Genomic DNA, 14,858 nt, shown 5'->3' with positions numbered 1-14,858 from the left:
GGGCGGGCGTCCGCTCGCCGCGAGGTCCGGCGATCCGCCGGATCAGCTCACGACCACCCGCGCGGGCCCCGCGTAGACGTTCATCGTCCGGCCCCGGAGGAAGCCGACCAGCGTCATCCCGGCCTCGTCGGCGAGGTCGACGGCGAGGCTGCTCGGTGCGGAGACCGCCGCCAGCAACGGAAGCCCCGCCATCCACGCCTTCTGCGTCAGCTCGAAGCTCGCCCGTCCGGACACCATCAGCAGATGCCCGGCCAGCGGCAGCCGTCGCTCGCGCACCGCCCAGCCGATCACCTTGTCCACGGCGTTGTGCCGGCCCACGTCCTCGCGGAGCACGACCAGCTCCCCGCCCGCCGTGAACAGACCGGCCGCGTGCAGGCCGCCGGTGCGCTCGAAGCCGCGCTGCGACGCGCGCAGCCGCTCCGGCAGCTCGGCGAGGAGGGCGGCCGGCACCGTCACCGGATCGTCGTGCACGGAGAAGAGCGATCGGGTCCGCACCGAATCGATGCTGGCCTTGCCGCAGATGCCGCACGAGCTGGTGGTGTAGAAGTTCCGGGCCGGGTCCGTCGTGGGCTCCGGCACGCCCGGCGCGAGCACCACGTCCACCACGTTGTAGGTGTTGGGCGTCTCCGCCCCGGCGCAGAGCTGGGCGGTGTGCACATCGTCGGCCGACCGGATCAGCCCCTCGGTCAGCAGGAAGCCGAGCGCCAGGTCGAGGTCGTCGCCGGGCGTACGCATGGTCACCGCGAGCGGTCGGCGTCGGCCGGGCCCGGCGGCACCCACCCGGATTTCGAGCGGTTCCTCCACCGAGAGGTTGTCCGGCCGCCGGACCGAGGTGCGGCCCTGGGCCGCGTCGAGGTCGATCCGGATCACGCCACGTCGCTCTGTCGCCCGTCCCACCCCGACATCCTGCACCCGGCGGCGGGGCGTCCGCACGGCTACCGTGGCCGGATGGGCCCTTCTCGACCTCTCCGCGCCGCCCCTGGGGGCGCCAGCTCGGACGCGGCGCGCACCCGGCACGCGGCTGGAGTGGAGAGGGACCCGGGACCGTACGCGGCGGTGGTGCTCGCCGGCGGCGCGGCCCGACGAATGGGCGGGGTGGACAAGCCCGCCCGGCGGGTCGGCGGCCGGTCGATGCGGGACCGGGTGCTGGCCGCGGTCGCCGACGCCGTCCCGCGCGTCCTGGTCGGGCGGGCCGACCCGGCGCCGCCCGGCGTACGGCTCACCCGGGAGGAGCCGGCCGGGGGCGGTCCGGTGGCCGCAACGGCAGCCGGTCTGGCCCTGCTCGAACCGGACACCGCCCTGGTCGCGCTGCTCGCGGCGGACCTGCCGCTGCTCACCCGGGAGGCGGTCGCCGTCCTGCTGCGGGAGCTCACCACCACCGGGGCCGACGGCGCCTGTTACGTCGACGCCGACGGGCGGCGGCAGACGCTCTGCGGTGTGTGGCGGGTCCCCGCGCTTCGCGGCGCGCTGGCCGGGCTCGCGGGCGGGCGGCCGGGCGGCCTGGCCGGCGCCCCGGTACGCGCCCTGCTCGGCGGACTGACCGTCCGTGAGGTGGCCTGGGTCGGTGCCGGCCCGCCGCCGTGGTTCGACTGCGACACTGACCAGGACGTACGCCGGGCGGAGGAGTGGGTGCGATGACGGTGATGGACGACTGGGTCACGGCGGCCTGCGCCGAGCTGGGCCTCGACCCGGCGCAGGTGCCGGTGCCGGCGGTGCTCGGCCTCGCGAAGGACGTCGCCCACCAGGTGCTCCGGCCCGGTGCGCCGGTCTCCGCGTACCTCCTCGGGCTAGCCGTGGGGCGCGGCGCGGACCCCGCGGAGGCGGCCGAACGGCTCAGCGGCCTCGCCGCGTCCTGGCCGGTCGAGTTCGGCGCGGAGCCGGCTTCCTGACCCGTCTCGGGTGGGTATGTCCGATCGCTGTCGGGGCTGATCCGTCCTCCGGACCTCGTGGGTAGGGTGACCGAGACGGACGGAGGCGATCATGACGGCAGACCACCCCTCGGCGCCGCCCGGTGAACCACCCGGCGCCGACTCGGCCCAACGGCCGGCGGTCGGCCCGGCCCACGCGGCCGGCGGCGCAGCCCAGCCGGAGCAGACGGAGTCGATCCTGCTCGACGAGCCGAGCACCGCGGACCTGCGGGCCAAGGTGACCCAGGCGTGGCAGGAGTTCGCGCGGGCGCTCGCCGAGCGGCTGCCCACGCTCCCGGCGGGTGCACACGTCGAGTTGACCCTCGATCCGACCGCCTCCGGGACCGGCGACGCGGTCTACTCCATCGGGATCGACGTGGCCGAGGAGGGGCGGCTCTCCGCGCGGGCGGTCGGGAACGCCGGCCTGCCGGACGGCTACCGGCTGGACCGGGCGGCCGTGGCGGACATGGTCGCGCTCGGCTGGGCCCCGCCCGGCGTCCTGGAGGGATCCGGGCAGTACTTCGGTCTGGACACGACCACGGCCCAGTCGGGGCGGATCTCCGCGCTGCTCTCCCGCACCCTGCGCGACGTCTACGGCGCGCCGCACCCGGCGTTCCTCGTCTACCTGATCCATGACGCGGAGGGGGAGCCGCTGCCCGACGTGCCGCTGGGCACCGCGCGCAGCGAGTTCGGTCCGGGCCGCGTCCTCGAGGAGGACCTGGACGAGGCGTTGGTCGAGGCCGTCGCGGCGCAGAACGAGCAGAACGACGTCCTGGCGCTGGAGGAGCGGGTACGCACCGTCGTCTCCACCATGCTGAAGTCCGACTCCGAGCGGTTGCAGGTGGACTCGGACGGCGACATCAACATCCGGGCCGGTTCGGCGATGGTGTTCGTCCGGGTCCGGGACAACCCGCCGCTGGTCGACGTCTTCTCCCCGGTGCTCACCCAGGTCGAGCCGACCGAGCGGCTCTACGTCAAGCTCTCCGAACTGACCAACCGGATGCCGATCGGCCGTCTCTACTGCGCCGACGACACGGTGTGGGCGTCCATCCCCGTCTTCGGCCGCAACTTCCAGCCCACCCATCTCATGCTGGCCGTGCAGGTGATGACCGGGCTCGCCGACGAGCTGGACGACCGGCTGCACGGTGAGTTCGGCGGGAAGCGGTTCTTCGGCGACGGTGACAAGACGTCCCGCGGCGACGGCGAGCACCGCACCGGCATGTACCTCTGACGGCGACCCGGGCCCCGGGTCGGCGGCTCGGTCCGGTCCTCGGTGCGGGTGGGGCCCGGAAGCCCCGGCTTGCCGGGCCCCACCCGCTGGGGAGGGAGAATCAGGTCGAGGGGAGCCAGGCGAGGCTCCGTCCGTTGCCGGGATCGCTGGCCCGCAGGCCGGCAGCGGAGACGGTCCAGAGCACACCGTCGACCAGCACCGCCCGGTCGAGCGTCTGCCCGCCGGCGCCCGGATGGGTCACCTGCCCGAGCTCGCTGATCCTCGCGGCGGTCACCCGCAGCAGCCGTACGCCCCGGTCGACCGGCAGCGCGACCAGGTCGGTCCCCGGGTGGTACAGGAAGGCGTGCGGGTCGAACTCCACGGCCGACCCGGCACGGGGCAGGTGGTACCGGTCGAGCCGGACCGGTCGGGCCGGGTCGCGGACGTCGAAGAGCGAAACCTGTAGGCCCTGCGTACGACCCTGTGAGTCGGCCTCCTGCCCGACGCCGAGCAGCCGCCCGTCCGGCAGTGGGTGCAGGTACGCGGAGTACCCGGTGATCTTCAGTTCGCCGGTGACCCGAGGTTCCGCCGGATCGGTCAGGTCCAGCGCGTAGAGCGGGTCGGTCTGCCGGAAGGTCACCAGGTAACCGCTGCCGCCGAGGAAGCGCACGGAGTGGATCCGCTCGCCGGGGCCCAGACCGGTGACGGCGCCGACCCGCTTCAGCGTGCCGCCCTGCCGGCGCAGCACATACACGCTGGACGCGGACGTCGGGCGACCGCGGGCGCTGTCGATGGTGGTGGCGACCCGCAGGTCGCCCTGCCACTCGGAGAGCGCGTACTGGTTGATCAGCCAGCCGGGGACGCTGCCGCTGGCCAGGTATCGGGGCGGGCCCGGGTTCGCGGTGTCGAACTGGTGGATCACGGTGCTCACCTCGGTGGGCCGCCCATCCCGGAAGCCCGGGCGGGGTCCGTGGCGGGGGCGGCGCTCGCCGGCGAGCCAGAGGCTGTTCGCGGTGCCGTAGAGCGTGGCGGCGTCGGCGGCGACGCTGACCGGGTCACCGTCGCCGAGTTGCCCGGCGGCGAGGTCGAAGCTGAGCACGGTCACCGTCGAGGTGCCGGTGGCGTCGGCCGGGCGGCTGAGCCGGTCGCATCCGACCCGGCCGCCGTGTCGCTCCCGGCCGGCGCTCCACTCGTACGCCGGGAGCCAGGCGTCGATGCCGGTCGACGCGATCACGGCGCGGTTCGCCGCGATGCGTTCGGCGTCGCTGGCCCTCGGGTCGGGGTGGCGGAAGTCGATCCGGGGGTCGGAGCGGACCGCCACCCGGGCGGTGGCTCCGGTCTGCCGCGCGTCGATCAGGGCGCTGTCGATCGAGTAGGTGCCGAGCACGGTGGGGGTGGTGGCGAGGTCCACGAGGGTGAGCAGCGTGGTCCCGCCCGTGACCTGTTCCTCGGCCGACCGCAACGTCATCGGGGACTCACCGCTGAGCACCAGCGCCCGGTCGCCGTGCAGCAGCAGGTTACGTTCCCGCTCTCGGTCCGGCAGCGGGCCGTCGGCGAGGTCGAGACGGCCCGTGCTCCGCCGGGTCGCCGGTTCGGTCACCCGGAGCACGCCCTGGCTGATCGTCACGATCCGTCGGCCGTCGGTCTTGACCACGTCCGGCTCGTCCGCCGCGGCCTCGTGCACGTTCGTGGTGGAGTGCTCGGGGGCCGCTACCGCGTCGAGGCGGGCCTCTCCGGTGCCCGCCTTCGCGACCCAGGCGACGTCCCGCTCGTGCAGGCCCCACGGTCCGACGGCGGCGGTGGCGGCGGCCCGCAGCCCGGCGAGCGCGTCGTCGCACGACTCGTACGCCACCAGCCGGGTGTCGGGGGGCGCGGGTGCGGCCGGTACGTCGAGAGCATCGGGTGCGGTGGGCACGGTGGCGGGCAGGCCGCTGCCCGCCAGCAGGGCGAGCGCGGCCAGGGCGCCGACGGCGGCGAGGTGGGTTCCCCGAGTCATGGCCGTTCGACGGGCCGTCGTCCGTGCCGGTTCCCCACCGCATCGACGAATCGCGCGGCCGTCGCGGGGGAGTCCGGATCAGCCGGCGGACGGCCCGACGCCGGGGGACTCGACCAGCCGGGAGAGCACGATGGTGCTGCGGGTCGAGGTCACGAACGACTCGGCGCGGAGCCGCTCCAGGGCGGCCTCCAGATGGGAGATGTCCGCGGCGCGCAGGTGCACCAGCGCGTCGGCCTCGCCCGAGACGGTGTACGCGCCCACCACCTCGGGGTGCCGGCGGGCCGCCGCGCCGATCTGCGCCGGTGTGGTCCGGCCGGCGCAGAAGAGCTCCACGAACGCCTCGGTGGTCCAGCCCACGGCGGCCGGGTCGACGACGGCCGTGAATCCCCGGATCACCCCGGTGGCCCGGAGCCGATCGACCCGTCGCTTCACGGCGGGGGCGGAGAGTGACACCCGAACTCCGATGTCGGCGTACGACGCGCGGGCGTCAGCGACGAGCAGCGCAATGATCCGCTGGTCTACGGCGTCTATCTGCAACGTTCTGCCCCTGGGAAGCAATATTCGTGGCTGTTACCAAACTTCCACGATACCTACTCTTGGTGACCGTGAACCACCAGCGAGTGCCGCGAAAGCGGACATATCTCATGTGCTCCCCCGAGCACTTCGCGGTCGAGTACGCCATCAACCCGTGGATGGACGTGACCGCCCCGGTCGACGCCGAGCTGGCCGTGAAGCAGTGGGACCGGCTGCGCGAGACCCTGGTCAACCTCGGCCACGAGGTGCACCTGCTGACGCCCGAGCGGGGCCTGCCGGACATGGTCTTCGCCGCCAACGGCGCCTTCGTGGTGGACGGCACCGTCTACGGCGCCCGGTTCAAGCACGAGCAGCGGGCCGCCGAGGCCGAGGCGCACCGGGCCTTCTACGAGTCGCAGGGCTGGCGGTTCATCGCACCGAGCGAGACCAACGAGGGCGAGGGCGACTTCGCGTACGTCCCGGAGGCGCACGGCGGGCTCATCCTCGCCGGGCACGGGTTCCGTACGGAGATCCCGGCGCACGCCGAGGCGCAGGAGGCGCTCGGCCGCCCGGTGATCTCACTGCGCCTGGTCGATCCGCGCTTCTACCACCTGGACGTGGCGCTCGCCGCCATCGACGACGCCAACATCGTCTACTTCCCGGGCGCTTTCTCGGCGGCCAGCCAGAAGGTGCTGGCCCAGCTCTTCCCGGACGCGGTGGTCGCCGACGACGCCGATGTCATGGCCTTCGGGCTCAACCTGGTCAGCGACGGCCTGAACGTGGTGCTGAACAGCGAGGCCGCCGGGCTCGCCGAGAAGCTGAAGGCCCTCGGCTACCACCCGGTCCCGGTCGAGCTGGCCGAGCTGAAGAAGGGCGGCGGCAGCGTGAAGTGCTGCATCGCCGAGCTGCGGCGCTGAGCGGGAGCCGCCGCGCCTTCCGGGGGCGCGGCGGTTCCGGGCGTCCTGCCCGCGCACGAGCGAGGGCCGGTCCCCGTACGGAGACCGGCCCTCGGCGACGGATGGCCCAGCGGCTCAGCCGAGCGTGGCCAGCTCGCTGATCAGTACGTTCGACAGCACCTGGCCGTCGCGCTGCACCTGGCGCAGGTACCACTTCTGCTGCGGCGTACGCGGCTGGTTGAACTGCCAGATCCCGCGCGGGCTGTCGATCTGCCCGAGCTTGCCGAGCGCCAGGTTGACCTCCTGGGAGCTCGGGTTCGCACCGGCGAGCTGGATGGCCTGGTGCAGCACCTGGGCCGCGTCGTACGAGGCCATGGCGTAGGTGGTCGGCGAGACGTGCAACTTCTTGCGGTACTCGGAGGCGAAGACCCGGTTGGCCGTGTTGCTGAGGTCGGCCGAGTAGTTCAGCGCGGTCTGGATGTTGAGCGCGTCGTTCTTCATGTTCTCCAGCGCCGTGCCCTCGGTGAGGAAGCCCGGCGCGTAGACGGGGCCCTTGTAGCCCGCCTGGCGCAGCTGCTTGATGAACTCGACCCCGGCGTCACCGGTGAAGAAGCAGAGGATGGCGTCGGGGTTCTCGTCGAGCGCCTTGCCGATGTCCTGGCCGTACGCGTTCTTGCCGGGGTTGGCGGCTGCGGTGGTCCAGACGACCCGGCCGGCGATGCGCGGGTCGGTGGAGCCGAACTCCTCCCGGAAGCCGCGCTCGACGTCCTCGCCGCTGACGCTGTCCGGCATGATGATCGCCAGCCGCGAGCCCGCCCTCAGCCGGCCCTTCAGGTAGCCGCCGAGCGCCCGTCCCGCCTCGTCCAGCACGTACGACGTCCGCCAGATGTAGACCACGCTCTGCAGCGTGCTCGGCGAGGCGTTCGAGCCGATGAGCGGGACCCGCGCCTTCTCGACGGTGTCCCGGATGCCCAGCATCACGGCGGAGTTGACCACGCCGGTCAGCGCGAGCACGCCCTGGTTCAGCAGCTCGTCGACGGCCGCCTTGCCGGACTTGGCGTCGTCGCCCTCGTCGGCGGTGATCAGCGTCACCGGGTGCCCGCCGAGCTGCTGCTCGTTCAGGTCGAGGAAGAGCTGGAACCCGTTGACGATCTCGTCGCCGATCGTCTTGAGGCCACCGGCCTTGGGGGCGATGAGGCCGATCTTGATCGGCTTGCCGGTGCTGCCCGATCCGCCTTCGTCGGTGTCGTTGCCGCATGCCGCGACTAGCCCGGTGGTGCCGAGCGCGGCCAGGAGTTGGAGCGCCCGTCGGCGGTTCATCTGCGGCACCGAATCCTTCCAGCAGGGTTGAGGGCGCGTCGCCCCTCCGGCGTTCTACCTGGTCGGCGACGCTGCGTCAATCGGCCGCTGATCTTCTTCGAGGGATCGCAGTGCGGCGAGCACCGTCGGCCAGGCCGCGGACTCGGGGTCGATTAGCGCGAAATGCTCGCACTCGGCCAGCTCAAAATAGGTGATTCCGGAACCCGCCAGCCGGGCGGCTGCCACGAAGTCGCGACTGATGGCGACCGGCACTTGTTGATCCATCTCACCATGGACAACTACTGTGCGTGATCGAATGGGCACCAACGTCCGTGGATCGGTTGCCGCGTACCGGTCGGGAACCTCGTCGGGCCCACCGCCGAGCAGCTCGGCGACCGCGCCGCCGTCGAGATCCAGCCGGTGGGCCTCGACGAGGTCCGCCACCGGGGCCAGCGCCAGCACCCCACCGACGGTCTCCGGCGCGCGGGCGGCGACGTGGAGCGCCAGGTGACCCCCGGCCGAGTGGCCGACGAGCAGCGGCGGGGCGGTGCTCACCCGGCCCGGCATCGCCTCGGCGGCCAGCCGGGGCAGCTCCGCCACGCCGGTCAGGACGTCCGTGAGGGTGTTCGGCCAGCCGCCGCCCGGCTGACCCGTGCGCCGGTACTCCAGCTGCGCCACCGGGCGGCCCGAGCCGGCCAGGGCGGTGGCCAGTGGTCCGGTGTGCCGCCGGTCGTACTCGGCCCGCCAGAACCCGCCGTGCACCACCACGACCAACCGCTCGGCGGGTCCGCCGCCCGCCGGCTCCCGGAGATCCGCGATCTGGTCCGGATGGTCCCCGTACGCCACGGTGTGGTCGGGATCCGGAGCGGGTCGGGTCAGGACGGCGCGGGGGTCGGCGGACATGGCGCGACGGTAACGCGCCCGACGGGTGATCCGCGCCCGAGGAGTCGGTCCCGGCGAGCGTGGACCTTGCGCGCTGGGTCAAGATGGACCCCATGACCGAAGCGAGCGCCGCTGGACAGAACGACGAGCCGGGCCACGAGGGCACCGGTCACTCCGGCACCGTGGTGGTGGTCGGCCCCGACGGCCGGCCGGTCGGCACCGTGCAAACCGACGAGGGGCAGGGGGAGGACCCGACCCGCCTCGTCGAGCAGCCCGCCAAGGTGATGCGGATCGGCAGCATGATCAAGCAGCTGCTGGAGGAGGTCAAGGCCGCCCCGCTCGACGACGCCAGCCGGCACCGGCTGCGGGAGATCCACGAGCGGTCGATCGTCGAGCTGAAGGAGGGGCTCGCCCCGGAGCTGCGCGAGGAGCTGGAGCGGATCTCGCTGCCCTTCACCGAGGAGGGCGCGCCGAGCGACAGCGAACTCCGGGTCGCGCACGCGCAGCTGGTCGGCTGGCTGGAGGGTCTCTTCCACGGCATCCAGGCCGCGCTGGTCGCCCAGCAGATGGCGGCCCGGGTGCAGCTGGAGCAGATGCGGTCCGGCCGCGCGCTGCCGAGCGGTCCCGGCGCGATGGCGCCGGGCATGCCGGGCATGGCGCAGGGCGGCGAGGGGCACAGCACCGGCCAGTACCTCTGAGTGACGGGACGCAGCGGGGCGGGCCACGGGCCCGGGGTCACGGTCCGCCCCGTCAACCCACGTCGAAGAGCTTCTCCAGGTACGCCGCGACGCCGTCCTCGGTGTTCGCGGCGGTCACCTCGTGCGCGATCCGCAGCACGGCGGGGTGCCCGTTGGCGACCGCGACCGCCCGACCGGCCCAGGTGAGCATCGGTACGTCGTTCGGCATGTCGCCGAAGGCCACCACGTCCCGGGCGTCGATGCCGAGCCGGGCGCAGTACCACGCCAGGCCGGCCGCCTTGGTCACGCCGGCCGCGGAGATCTCCACCAATCCCGAGTACGACGAGTGGGTGGCCTCGGCGAGCCCCTGCAGGGCCGCGGCCACCAGCTCGACGAAGGCGTCCGGGTCCTGCTCGCCGGCGCGGGCGAGCAGCTTCACCGCCGGCGCCGCCAGCAACTCCTCGGGAGACTCCACGGCGCGGATCGCCTCGTGGTCGGCGTCCCAGCGCAGCGGGTAGTGCGCCTCGTGCCGCATCTGCCGGCTGTCGGTGACCTCCACGGCGAAGGTCACCCCGGGCACCTCGGCCCGCAGCCGCCGGGCCACCTCGGCCAGCAGCTCCGGTGCCAGCGGATCGGCGCGTAGCACCTCGTCGCCGGCCGGGTCGTACACCACCGCGCCGTTCGCGCAGATCGCCGGCAGCGGCTCGGCCAACTGTTCGTACACCAGCTTGAGCCAGCGGATCGGACGGCCGGTGACCAGCACGACCGGCGTGCCCGCCGCGGTGATCCGGGCCAGCACCGACGCGGTACGCGGACTCACCGTCCGGTCCTCCCGGAGCAGCGTGCCGTCGATGTCGGTGGCGACCAGCCGAGGGATCTCTTCCATCACCGGGACAGTAGTCGGTCCAGATAGACGGCGACCCCGTCGTCGTCGTTACGCAGGGTGACCTCGTCGGCGGCGGCGCGGACCGCCGGGTGGGCGTTGGAGACGGCCACCCGGGCCCAGCCGGCCCACTCGAACATGGGCAGGTCGTTCGGCTGGTCGCCGAAGACGAGCACGTCGCCCGGGTCGACGCCGAGGGTCTGCGCCACCACGGCCAGCCCGGTGGCCTTGTCCACCCCGGGCGGGCAGATCTCCACGAAACCGAGTCCGGCCTGGGTGAGCGTGGCCACCTCCGCGGGGACGATCCGGCGGGCGACCTCGAGCAGTTCGTCGACGTGGTGGTCGGCGGTCCGGGCGAACGCCTTGATCACGTCGGTGGCGAGACACTCCGCGCGGGTACGTGCCTCGAACCGGTCCTGGTAGGGCCAGCTCGGGTGGTAGTCGCCCCAGAGCGGGGCGTCGTGCTCGTCGGAGGCCTCGACCATCACGGTCAACGGGCCGACCTCGGCCTCCAGATCGGCCAGGAGCCGGGCCAGCACCTCGGCGGGGAGCCGTTCGTCACGCAGCACCACCGGGCCGGCCGGGTCGCTCTGGTCGACCACGCGCCCGCCGCCGGCCATCACCAGGAAGTCGGCCGCGCGGATGTCGTTGCGGGTCAGTTCGGTCAGCCGCGGGCCACGGCCGGTGGCCCCGACCACCGGGATCCCGGCGGCGCGCACCCGGTCGAGCACCCCGTGGGTGTACGCGGAGACGGTGTCGTCGCTGCGGACGAGCGTGCCGTCGAGGTCGGTGGCGATCAGCTTGGGCAGTCCCGGGCGGGTCATCGTTCCTCCTTCGCCCGCCGCCGCCGCAACCAGCCGTTCGGTGGTCGATCGGTCGACCCGGAGTGACGGCGGGCAGCAACCGTACCTCGCGGAACGGGGCCCAACCATGGCTTCCAGGCGAATCGGATGCCAATCCCCGGCACACACACCCCGGGTGGCGCTCGCCGCCCCGCCGGAACCCGTACCGCCGTACGGTTGGCCGATGGTGGCACCCGACTGGCCGGCGGTAGAACCGATCGAGACGGACCGCCTGGTACTCGAACCACTACGGGTCGCGCACGCCGACGAGATGGCCCCCCTCCTGCACGACGAGCGCCTGCACGAGTTCATCGGCGGTGCGCCGGACGGGCTGGAGCAGCTGCGCGCCCGGTACGCGCGGCAGGTGGTCGGGCACTCCCCGGACGGGAGGCAGGGCTGGCTGAACTGGGTCGTCCGGCACCGCCACACCGGCCGCGCCGTGGGCACCGTGCAGGCGACCCTCCGGCTCGACGGCGACGAGCCGGTCGCCGAGGTCGCCTGGGTGGTCGCCGCACCCGAGCAGGGCCGCGGGTACGCCGTCGAGGCGGCGCTCGGCATGGTGGGCTGGCTCGACCGGTCGGGGGTGCGGCGGCTGATCGCCCACGTCCACCCCGACCATCGCGCCTCGGCGCGGGTCGCCGAACGGATCGGCCTGCGCGCCACAGGCGTGCTTGTCGACGGCGAGGTGCGCTGGGCCACCCCCTGACGGGTGCCCCGGCGTCCCAGCTCAGCGGGGCGGTTCCGGACGGGCGAACGGGATGGTCGGCTGCACGGTCAGGTCGGCCGGCGGGGGCGGGGCGTCGTCCCGTTCGTCCTGGTCGTCCTGGTCGGGTCGGCGGCGCCGCCCGGGCATCGGTGCGCGTGCGGCGTCGTCGTCGAGCGGCGCGGCGTTCGGGGACAGGTGCAGCGCCAGGCCGAGCAGCACGCACGCGACGAAGGCCATGCTGAGGCCCCGACCGTACTCGATCCGGAATCCCGCGTCCGGGCTGTAGAAGAGGCGCGTGGTCGACTCGTCCAGTTCGAACGCGGTGGCGGCCACCAGGACCAGCAGCGCCCCGGCGAGGGCGAGACCCAGCACCCGCGCGTTCAGCCGGACGGTCGGGGTGCCGCGCAGCGCGAGCGCCACCGTGCCGACCAGCACGAGCAGGCCGACCAGGTAGCCGACGCCGAACCCGTTGACGTCGGCCACTCCGGCGGGCACCTCGAGCGGACCGTCGCGCCCGCCCTCCGGCAGGGTCATGACGACCCACTCGCCGACCAGCGAGGCGACGGCGGCCACCGCACCCAACCCGGCGACCAGCGGCGGAAGTCGCCGGTCCCGCCCCCACCCGGCAAGCGAGCGCCGGGGCCGCTCCGGCATCTCGGACTCGGCCGTGCCCCACTCGATGACGGCCATACCGTCGGAGCGGTCGTCCTGTCGTTGAGTGGGAAGCTCTCGGGACATCCGCCATCCTCCCCGCGGTCACGCGACTGGTCGAATAATGGCACAGGGGACGACCGGTGACAGGGATCGCACGCTGGGCGTCGGCGGAGCCCGTCGCAGGGAGATCGGCAATCCGATAGCGTCGGACCATGCCTATCCGTACCGCTTCCGCACGTTGGCAGGGCAACCTCACCGAGGGGTCCGGCACGATCCGCACCGGCAAGGGCGGCTTCCAGGGGAACTACTCGTTCAAGTCGCGTTTCGAGGAGGGGGAGGGCACCAACCCCGAGGAACTGATCGGCGCCGCGCACGCCGGCTGCTTCTCGATGGCCTTCTCCAAGGCGCTCGCCGACGCCGGCTCGACGCCCACCTCGGTGGAGACCACCGCCAAGGTGCACCTGGACAAGACCGACGCCGGCATGACCGTGACCCGCATCGAGCTGGAGACCGTGGGCGAGGTGCCCGGCATCGACGAGGCCGAGTTCCAGAAGCTCGCCGAGGCCGCCAAGGCCAACTGCCCGATCTCCCGCCTGCTCTCCCCGGGCGCCGAGATCACCCTCACCGCCCGCCTCTCCTCCTGACACCTCGTTGACCGCGCGTTCACGGGAAGAGACCCCGTCCGGAGACGGACGGCCGCTCTTTCCGTGAACGCGCTCGAATCTCGACCGGCCGGACGCGCAACGGCGTCGGGCAGAATGGCGGGGTGCCGGTGGAGATGAGCCGCGAGCGCTTCGAGGAACTGGTCGGCGACGCGCTCGACGAGGTGCCCGAGGAGCTGCTCGGTCTCATGAACAACGTCGTCATCCTCGTCGAGGACGACCCACCCCCCGGCGAGGAGGACCTGCTCGGCCTCTACGAGGGGCACGCGCTCACCGAGCGGGGCTGGGACTACGCCGGCGTGCTGCCCGACCGCATCTTCATCTACCGCCACCCGATCCTACGGATCTGCGAGGACGAGGAGGACGTCGTCGACGAGGTAGCGGTCACCGTGGTCCACGAGATCGCGCATCACTTCGGCATCGACGACGAGCGGCTGCACGCGCTGGGCTGGGCCTGATCCGTCCATCCACCTGGGCGGCGGGCGGCCGAGCCGCCCGTCACAGGCCGACCGGTCCGCCGGGAGCGTCGTTGCGACGGTCCCCTACCGTCGTGGCAGTCGTTGCGACCTCAGGAGGCACTACATGCGCAGCTCGCTGTTCTCCGCCGAGAACCTGGAGCAGGAGTCCGCGCAGCCCGGCATGCGGCTGCAGAACTCCAAGTTGTTGAAGATCGAGCTCAACGGTGAGGCGATGGCCCGGGTCGGGTCGATGGTCGCCTACCAGGGGAACGTGCAGTTCCAGGCGCTCGGCTCCGGCGGACTGGGGAAGTTCCTCAAGCAGAAGCTCACCGGTGAGGGCGTTCCGCTCATGAAGGTCACCGGGCAGGGCGACGTCTTCCTGGCCGAGCTGGCCAAGGACGTGCACATCATCGACCTGGAGCCGGGCGACGCGCTCTCCATCAACGGATCGAGCGTGCTGGCCTTCGACTCCACCCTCCAGTACGACATCCGCATGGTCGGCGGCAGCGGGATGGCCGCCTCCGGGCTCTTCAACTGCATCTTCAGCGGCTACGGGCGGATCGCGATCACGACCAGGGGCACCCCCGTGGTCCTCAACGTCGACCAGCCCACCTACGTCGACCCGCAGGCGGCGGTCTGCTGGTCGGCCGGCCTCCAGACCGGCTACCACCGCGCCGAGCAGCTCGGTCTCGGCACGCTGCTCGGCCGGCGTACGGGTGAGGCCTTCACAATGAGCTTCGCCGGGCAGGGCTTCGTCGTGGTGCAGCCGTCGGAGGAGCCGCCCGTGATGGGCAGCGGCGCGCAGGAGCAGCAGGGCGGCCTGCTCGGTGGGCTGCTGAGCTGACCAGCTCGACGGACGAGGGCGCGCCGGCTCAGCTCAGCTCGCCGGCGCGCAACCGCGCCAGCCAGGCGCTCGCGTCGGTGTAGTCGGCGTCGGACAGGCCGGGCGGCGGCGGGACCGGCCGCTCGCCGCCCGTCTCCAGCCAGCGGTGCCGGGGGTACGAGCCGAGGAAGTGCACGGCGGCGCAGACCCGGCGCAGGCCCTGCAACGCCTCGCCCAGCCGTACGTCTGCCACGTGCCCCGTGCAGTCGAGGAAGAAAACGTAGCGACCGAGCGCCTCCCCGGTCGGCCGGGACTCGATGCGGGTCAGGTTGACCCCGCGTACGGCCAGCTCCATCAGCACCGACAGCAGCGCGCCCACCCGGTCGTGTGCGATGTAGACCGCCAACGACGTGACGTCGTCCCCGGTCGGCGGCGGGGGCGGGCCGGGGC

General features: G+C 73.0%; 18 protein-coding genes. 9 read left to right on the top strand and 9 right to left on the bottom strand.

Features of this window, described 5'->3' with window-relative positions; translation table 11 throughout:
* Window positions 1–42: 42 nt before the first annotated feature.
* On the bottom strand, window positions 43–897 hold the full coding sequence (gene fdhD / locus E1211_RS22880; RefSeq protein WP_132351068.1) for a formate dehydrogenase accessory sulfurtransferase FdhD: 855 nt from the start codon (window positions 895–897) through the stop codon (window positions 43–45).
* Between the two features lie 189 nt (window positions 898–1,086).
* Between fdhD and E1211_RS22875 the strand changes: the two genes are divergently transcribed.
* From E1211_RS22875 to E1211_RS22865, 3 genes are all read left to right on the top strand, one after another.
* Complete coding sequence (locus E1211_RS22875) at window positions 1,087–1,638, top strand: NTP transferase domain-containing protein (RefSeq protein ID WP_243709648.1); 552 nt, start codon at window positions 1,087–1,089, stop codon at window positions 1,636–1,638.
* A complete protein-coding gene (locus E1211_RS22870; RefSeq protein ID WP_132351066.1) occupies window positions 1,635–1,889 on the top strand; it encodes a DUF6457 domain-containing protein in 255 nt (84 codons plus the stop codon). Before E1211_RS22875 ends, E1211_RS22870 begins: the two co-directional genes overlap by 4 nt.
* A 91-nt stretch (window positions 1,890–1,980) precedes the next feature.
* Window positions 1,981–3,138 carry a hypothetical protein gene (locus tag E1211_RS22865; protein ID WP_132351065.1) on the top strand — a complete coding sequence of 386 codons (1,158 nt, stop codon included), beginning with the start codon at window positions 1,981–1,983 and terminating at the stop codon, window positions 3,136–3,138.
* 100 nt (window positions 3,139–3,238) lie between these two features.
* Here E1211_RS22865 and E1211_RS22860 read toward each other — a convergent pair whose 3' ends face one another.
* Both E1211_RS22860 and E1211_RS22855 read right to left on the bottom strand, forming a co-directional pair.
* The gene (locus E1211_RS22860) at window positions 3,239–5,113 is read right to left on the bottom strand and encodes a beta-propeller domain-containing protein (protein ID WP_132351064.1); all 1,875 of its coding nucleotides are present in this window, start codon (window positions 5,111–5,113) and stop codon (window positions 3,239–3,241) included.
* A 78-nt stretch (window positions 5,114–5,191) separates the two neighbouring features.
* A complete protein-coding gene (locus tag E1211_RS22855; protein WP_132351063.1) occupies window positions 5,192–5,650 on the bottom strand; it encodes an Lrp/AsnC family transcriptional regulator in 459 nt (152 codons plus the stop codon).
* Between the two features lie 59 nt (window positions 5,651–5,709).
* On the opposite strand from E1211_RS22855, the gene ddaH reads away from it, so the two are divergent.
* Window positions 5,710–6,543, top strand: a complete 834-nt coding sequence (ddaH, locus tag E1211_RS22850; RefSeq protein WP_371686193.1) for a dimethylargininase — start codon at window positions 5,710–5,712, stop codon at window positions 6,541–6,543.
* Between the two features lie 114 nt (window positions 6,544–6,657).
* Here the strand turns inward: ddaH and E1211_RS22845 are convergent, their stop codons facing one another.
* Window positions 6,658–7,851 (bottom strand): ABC transporter substrate-binding protein, encoded by a 1,194-nt coding sequence (locus E1211_RS22845; RefSeq protein ID WP_132351062.1) that lies wholly within the window; start codon window positions 7,849–7,851, stop codon window positions 6,658–6,660.
* Between the two features lie 45 nt (window positions 7,852–7,896).
* A complete protein-coding gene (locus tag E1211_RS22840) occupies window positions 7,897–8,724 on the bottom strand; it encodes a S9 family peptidase (RefSeq protein ID WP_132351061.1) in 828 nt (275 codons plus the stop codon).
* Between the two features lie 83 nt (window positions 8,725–8,807).
* Between E1211_RS22840 and E1211_RS22835 the strand changes: the two genes are divergently transcribed.
* On the top strand, window positions 8,808–9,401 hold the full coding sequence (locus E1211_RS22835; protein ID WP_132351060.1) for a bacterial proteasome activator family protein: 594 nt from the start codon (window positions 8,808–8,810) through the stop codon (window positions 9,399–9,401).
* A gap of 52 nt (window positions 9,402–9,453) precedes the next feature.
* Here the strand turns inward: E1211_RS22835 and E1211_RS22830 are convergent, their stop codons facing one another.
* Both E1211_RS22830 and E1211_RS22825 read right to left on the bottom strand, forming a co-directional pair.
* Window positions 9,454–10,266: an HAD family hydrolase gene (locus E1211_RS22830; RefSeq protein WP_132351059.1), complete on the bottom strand. Its 813-nt coding sequence runs from the start codon at window positions 10,264–10,266 to the stop codon at window positions 9,454–9,456.
* Entirely contained in the window at window positions 10,266–11,087 is an 822-nt protein-coding gene (locus tag E1211_RS22825) for an HAD family hydrolase (protein ID WP_132351058.1), read from the bottom strand. Before E1211_RS22825 ends, E1211_RS22830 begins: the two co-directional genes overlap by 1 nt.
* 202 nt (window positions 11,088–11,289) lie before the next feature.
* Between E1211_RS22825 and E1211_RS22820 the strand changes: the two genes are divergently transcribed.
* The gene (locus E1211_RS22820; RefSeq protein ID WP_132351057.1) at window positions 11,290–11,811 is read left to right on the top strand and encodes a GNAT family N-acetyltransferase; all 522 of its coding nucleotides are present in this window, start codon (window positions 11,290–11,292) and stop codon (window positions 11,809–11,811) included.
* 21 nt (window positions 11,812–11,832) lie between these two features.
* Here E1211_RS22820 and E1211_RS22815 read toward each other — a convergent pair whose 3' ends face one another.
* Complete coding sequence (locus E1211_RS22815; RefSeq protein WP_132351056.1) at window positions 11,833–12,549, bottom strand: hypothetical protein; 717 nt, start codon at window positions 12,547–12,549, stop codon at window positions 11,833–11,835.
* A gap of 128 nt (window positions 12,550–12,677) precedes the next feature.
* Here E1211_RS22815 and E1211_RS22810 point away from each other — a divergent pair, with 128 nt between their 5' ends.
* From E1211_RS22810 to E1211_RS22800, 3 genes are all read left to right on the top strand, one after another.
* The gene (locus tag E1211_RS22810) at window positions 12,678–13,109 is read left to right on the top strand and encodes an OsmC family protein (protein ID WP_132351055.1); all 432 of its coding nucleotides are present in this window, start codon (window positions 12,678–12,680) and stop codon (window positions 13,107–13,109) included.
* A 128-nt stretch (window positions 13,110–13,237) separates the two neighbouring features.
* Entirely contained in the window at window positions 13,238–13,585 is a 348-nt protein-coding gene (locus tag E1211_RS22805; RefSeq protein WP_207915480.1) for a metallopeptidase family protein, read from the top strand.
* A 124-nt stretch (window positions 13,586–13,709) separates the two neighbouring features.
* Complete coding sequence (locus tag E1211_RS22800; RefSeq protein WP_132351054.1) at window positions 13,710–14,429, top strand: AIM24 family protein; 720 nt, start codon at window positions 13,710–13,712, stop codon at window positions 14,427–14,429.
* Between the two features lie 28 nt (window positions 14,430–14,457).
* Here E1211_RS22800 and E1211_RS22795 read toward each other — a convergent pair.
* The coding region (locus E1211_RS22795) for an ACT domain-containing protein (RefSeq protein ID WP_132351053.1) at window positions 14,458–14,858 on the bottom strand (401 nt) is incomplete at its 5' end.

Origin of the sequence: Micromonospora sp. 15K316 (genome assembly GCF_004348525.1) — a bacterium.
In the GTDB taxonomy this organism is placed as follows: Bacteria; Actinomycetota; Actinomycetes; order Mycobacteriales; family Micromonosporaceae; genus Micromonospora.
This window is presented reverse-complemented; position numbering and strand designations above follow the sequence as displayed.